Genomic DNA, 4,526 nt, shown 5'->3' with positions numbered 1-4,526 from the left:
GGGGCCGCCTGGGCCGGGCCTGCTCGGCCCGGGGCCGGAGCTGGGCCTGTCTGGGCCGGGTCTGGGACCGGGGTCGTCGGGCCCGGACCCGCGCCCGCGTCCGCCTGGTCCTCTGGCAGGGCCAGGCGGGGGAGTCCGTGTAGGAAAGGGCTGGAGCTTGCCGGAGGGCCGGGGTGTGCGGGTGGCCGCGGCGCCCTTCGCGGCGGCGAAGGCCTTGCCCAGACTGCGGAAGACCAACAAACTCGCGGCGACTTTGGCGCCTTTGACGACCGGCGAGGCCTGCAGGTTGAACACCTGCTTGAACGCCCAGAACGGGATGCGCACCAGGACGTACATGCAGCAGATGATCAACAAGACGTCGACCACGTTCTGGGCGGCTTCGACGATGTCGGGCATGGCGTTGCGAGAGAGGAACAGCACGACCATCAGCCGCAGTACTACGGCTTGGGCGATCTGGATGATCATCAGCGCGGCCATCGCGCGCCACCACAGCCGCGCGAGCCCTTCGGTCTGGGGCAGGGCGTGGCAGGCCAACGCCAGGGGGGAGATGGCGGTGAGCAGGATCCACAGCACGATCCGCAGGATCGCGGCCAGCATGAAGAAGAAACTCAGCAGCGAGCCGACCAGCATCAGCAGCAGCAGGACCAGCGCCTCGCCGGCCGGGTTGCTCAGGACCCGCACGAGGGTGTCAGTGACGTTGTCGACGGTGGCGGCCCCATCCAGCATGCTGATAGCGATGCCGTTGGCCATCTCCCGCATCATCTCGATGATCAGGAAGCTGCTGTTGGCGGCGATGAAGCCCAGCACCACCCGGGGGAGTAGTTCTTTGGCTCCCGCGGAGGTCTGCACGGTCTGGTAGCTCATCAGCAGCACCCCGGCGACGATGACCACCAGTACGTACAGGGAGTTGGCGATGGCCAGGTGCTCACCCCACACGGTGCGGATCCCGTCGGTGGGCGGTGGGGTGGACAGCGCGGGCAGTGCCGCCAGGGTCACCGTGAACTCGATCGCATCGCCGATGAAGTTGGCCACCCACTGGTAGAAACCGACACTGGCCCGGCACCCGTAGTCCAGGCGCCCGCACTCTTCAGGGTCGGTGGGGGCGCTCTCATTGGGCTCTTCGGGTAGATCCGCCGGGGGTAGTGCGGCCTCGACGCCAGAGGCTGAGGCCCACCAGAGGCCGCCACTGACGCCGATGACCAGCACGAGGGTCCACGCCCTGCGTCTCATTGCAGCCCCACGAAACCGCGCAGGATCTGCACCAGGACCGGCGCGAGGATCGCCACCAGGTACCCCAGCGCGCTGTATTTGAGGGTGTCTTTGGCCTTGTTGACCTCGCCCGGGTCGCCGCCGGCCAGCAGGTAGCGCAGTCCGCCGATGGTGAGCAACAGCGTCGCCAGCACCACGAGTAGCCCGACGAGCCAGTTGCGGATGTTGGTGATCACGCTGTCCAGGTCGCTGACGCCGGGCTCTTCACCCTCCTGGGCCCACACCGGGCTCGGGTCGCCAAGGACCAATGCCGCACCCGCTATCGCCATGAGTGGGAGGAGCAGGGCCGGTCGGGTGCTTTTCTTCGTCGCCTCCATGACCGTCACCTCGATTTGGTGCCACCCCGCATCACAGGCAGGGAACACACGAATGCGAGGGCCGGGGCGAAGCGCCGACAACTCCTTTCTGTTCACGGCGTGCATGGTGAGGCGTTCGACATCGACTTCGCCCCGGCAATGTGTGTCCCCTTTGGCGGGGGAGGAGGAAATCTCCTCACCCATCAAGAAGAACGAGAAGCCGTTTTTCGCTCATCGGATTCACAACTCGTTTCTGACCAGGATTGATGCCAACCGCTCCTCGGCCGCCTTCCTCCACCGGCGCGCGGTGATGTAGGACAGGCCCAACTCCTGGGCGACGTGCGCCAACGAGCGGTGCTCCATCCTGGTGCAGGCGATCAGATCGGCTTCGATCTGGGTCAGCACCCCCGTTTGCACGGCCTCGGCCAAGACCGTGATCGGCCCCCGCCCCGCTGCCGGGTCGAACGCCACCTGACGCGGCAGGCTCCGAACCGCCTGGCGCCGGTGGCGGTGGTGGAAGTGGTAGGTGGATTTGACGGCGGTGTTGGCCGCAGCCGTCCACAGCCTCTCGCCCACGTCGTCCACTCCCTCCGGCAGGGACCGCACCTGCTCCAGCACGGCGACCAGTACCTCGGACTCCACATCTGAGATGTGGTGTTCGGGACCGCGGGCGTAGCGCGAACACGCGGTGACCATGCGCGGCAGCAGGGCGCCGGTGGCGATCACGGTCCAGGTGGCCTGGCCCTGGCGGGAGCGCTCGCATACCGCGTGCCAGAGCCGGTCACTGACCGGGCGGGGCCCGTGGCGCAGCAGCGCTACGACCTCGGCGGCGGCGATGTTCTCCTTTTCCTGGCCATGCACGGCAATGGTCAGGAAGGGCTGGTCCGGTCCGGTGGTTACCAGGGTCAGTGAGCGGCGCAGAACGGCCAGGGGTTGATCTGAACGAACAGCCATGTCGACTCCCTTCACATGTGTGGGGAGTCCTATGGAGCATGAGGCGATCCGCAGGAAATGAGCACGGCTGGGGGTGTTATGGGCCTGCGGGAATGGTGCTCAAGGCTGTACCAGCCAGAACGAGCGAATAGAGATTTTCCTTCTCAAGCTGGGCCGGTATCGGGGGGTGCGTAAGCAGTGCGTACAGACTTTCTTTGGCCACCGATGAGCGAAAAACGGCTTCTCGTTCTTCTTGATGGGTGAGGCGCTCGACTGTGAGCCGACTACCCACCCATGCGAGAAGATCACCCGCCACCGAAGGCACGATGTGTGCTCATCGACGGCACCCCCGGCTCCCTGACCCTGGTGCTGCTGGCCGTCCACCACGTGGTGCCGCCCTTCGACGCAATCCTGGTGCCCGACACCGGCTGGCTACCGGACCAAGCCGACCGCGACCTGGACCGGCTGGCCCGCCTAGCCACCACCGTCGGCATGCGCCTGATCCGCGCCCAGACCGGACCGACCGGCCGCGAGGCCCTGGACGGGGTGATCATGCCGCTGCCACTGCACACCCTGACCGCCGACGGCCACCCGGGGCGATTGCCGCACGGGTGTGCCCACCGCCAGGGCGTGGCACTCTCCAGTGCAGTGCGGCGACTGCTGGGCTACCCCCGACCCCAGCCCTTGCCCGAGGGGGTGGTGGCCGAGTGCGCCACCGGCACCACTCTGGACCACACCCACGCCCCCGACCCCACTGGCCCGCCCTACGTCCGCTTTCGCCGACCGCTCACCGCTCTGGGGTGGACTGAGGCCGACTGCGTGGCACTGTTGGCCCACCACGACCTGCCCACCGAGGTGGAGCTGTCCTGCATCGCCTGCCCCCAGAGGTCCAACCCCCGTTGGCGGCGCCTACGCCGCAGTGAGCCGCAGGCCTTCACCGAGGCGATCGGCATCGACGCGGCCGTGCGACACGCACACCCCGACCCGGCACTGCGCGGGCGACCGCCCGGCACCACATTCTATCTGCACCCCGACCGCGTCCCGCTGGAGCAGGCCGACCTAGACGCGCACAGCGCCACCGACCGCTCAGGGTGCGTGCCCTGGCGGTGCCTGGGCGCACAGGGATCGCGCACCGACGCCAACGGGGGAAGCCGATGAGACCCCCACTACCCTCACAACCTCTACAGCGGCTGGTCTCGTGGGGAGCGGGTCTGGAGCCCACCGCTCGCCGGTCCTGGGCGGCCCGGGGCGGCACCCGTCGATTCGCGCCACCGTGGCGCACCGGCACGAGCGCGGCACCCGTACCGGCACCCTGGCAGGACACGGTGTCCTCCGGTGCCGCGATCCGGCACCGCCACTCGGCCGCGGCAACGCGCGGCATGCCAGGGCGCGGCACCCACGGCGTGCAGCCCTACCGCCGATCTGCGGACCAGGCCGCTCTCGCCAACGGCACCGGATGTACACCCGACCACGGCTCGGCCCGGCCTTGCCGCGGCCAGAGCAGCAAGGGCCCGGCACACGGCGGTGATGCCGGATGAACTTGCGGTATGTCGATCACCGCACCCAGGTGTATGTGGGCGATGCCCAACGGGCGTTGGCGAGCATGCCCGAAGCCTCGGTGGACTGCATCGTGACCTCACCGCCCTACTGGGGACTGCGCGACTACAACCACCCGGGCCAATACGGGACCGAGCCCACCTTGGACGCCTACATCCATCACCTGAGGACGACCTTCACCCAAGCTCGCCGGGTCCTGGCCGCTGAGGGAACCCTCTGGCTCAACCTGGGCGACCGGTACGCCGCCAACAGCGACGGCTTCCGCAGCGGCCCCGGCTATGGCCGCCAACCCCGGATCCGTCCCGTTGCGCCCCTGCCACCCAAAAATCTGGTCGGCGTGCCCTCCCTCTGTGTCAGGCTCAAGTGGGACACCAAGGGATAACCTTCACTAACTGACACAAGCAGGGCGAGAACAGGCAACCACCACGGTGACAATGACCAACCACGACCTCCACACCAACGATGAAGGGC

Annotated in this window: 5 protein-coding genes; 2 read left to right on the top strand and 3 right to left on the bottom strand. The window is 68.0% G+C overall.

Annotated features, from left to right (window positions below; all coding sequences use genetic code 11):
• From ACYVD1_RS34370 to ACYVD1_RS34360, 3 genes are all read right to left on the bottom strand, one after another.
• Positions 1-1,230 (bottom strand): hypothetical protein (locus tag ACYVD1_RS34370; protein WP_460778656.1); only part of this gene is annotated, 1,230 nt, incomplete at its 3' end.
• A complete protein-coding gene (locus ACYVD1_RS34365) occupies positions 1,227-1,586 on the bottom strand; it encodes a pilin (RefSeq protein WP_460778655.1) in 360 nt (119 codons plus the stop codon). The genes ACYVD1_RS34365 and ACYVD1_RS34370, both read right to left, overlap by 4 nt.
• Positions 1,587-1,805: 219 nt before the next feature.
• Entirely contained in the window at positions 1,806-2,519 is a 714-nt protein-coding gene (locus tag ACYVD1_RS34360) for a sigma-70 RNA polymerase sigma factor region 4 domain-containing protein (protein ID WP_460778654.1), read from the bottom strand.
• A 273-nt stretch (positions 2,520-2,792) separates the two neighbouring features.
• On the opposite strand from ACYVD1_RS34360, the gene ACYVD1_RS34355 reads away from it, so the two are divergent.
• Together ACYVD1_RS34355 and ACYVD1_RS34350 are read left to right on the top strand one after the other, a co-directional pair.
• A complete protein-coding gene (locus tag ACYVD1_RS34355; protein WP_460778653.1) occupies positions 2,793-3,656 on the top strand; it encodes a hypothetical protein in 864 nt (287 codons plus the stop codon).
• A gap of 376 nt (positions 3,657-4,032) precedes the next feature.
• Complete coding sequence (locus ACYVD1_RS34350; protein ID WP_460778652.1) at positions 4,033-4,437, top strand: DNA methyltransferase; 405 nt, start codon at positions 4,033-4,035, stop codon at positions 4,435-4,437.
• The last annotated feature ends 89 nt before the right edge of the window (positions 4,438-4,526 follow it).

The organism is Nocardiopsis nanhaiensis (assembly GCF_054778635.1).
Note: the sequence above shows the minus strand (reverse complement) of the source record. Positions and strands in the feature narration are given on the sequence as shown.

What these genes read in the sequence shown, in the direction of transcription:
- ACYVD1_RS34365 (WP_460778655.1), bottom strand. Translation starts at nt 1,586, where the DNA reads ATGGAGGCGACGAAGAAAAGCACCCGACCGGCCCTGCTCCTCCCACTC.
- ACYVD1_RS34360 (WP_460778654.1), bottom strand. Translation starts at nt 2,519, where the DNA reads ATGGCTGTTCGTTCAGATCAACCCCTGGCCGTTCTGCGCCGCTCACTG.
- ACYVD1_RS34355 (WP_460778653.1), top strand. Translation starts at nt 2,793, where the DNA reads ATGCGAGAAGATCACCCGCCACCGAAGGCACGATGTGTGCTCATCGAC.
- ACYVD1_RS34350 (WP_460778652.1), top strand. Translation starts at nt 4,033, where the DNA reads ATGAACTTGCGGTATGTCGATCACCGCACCCAGGTGTATGTGGGCGAT.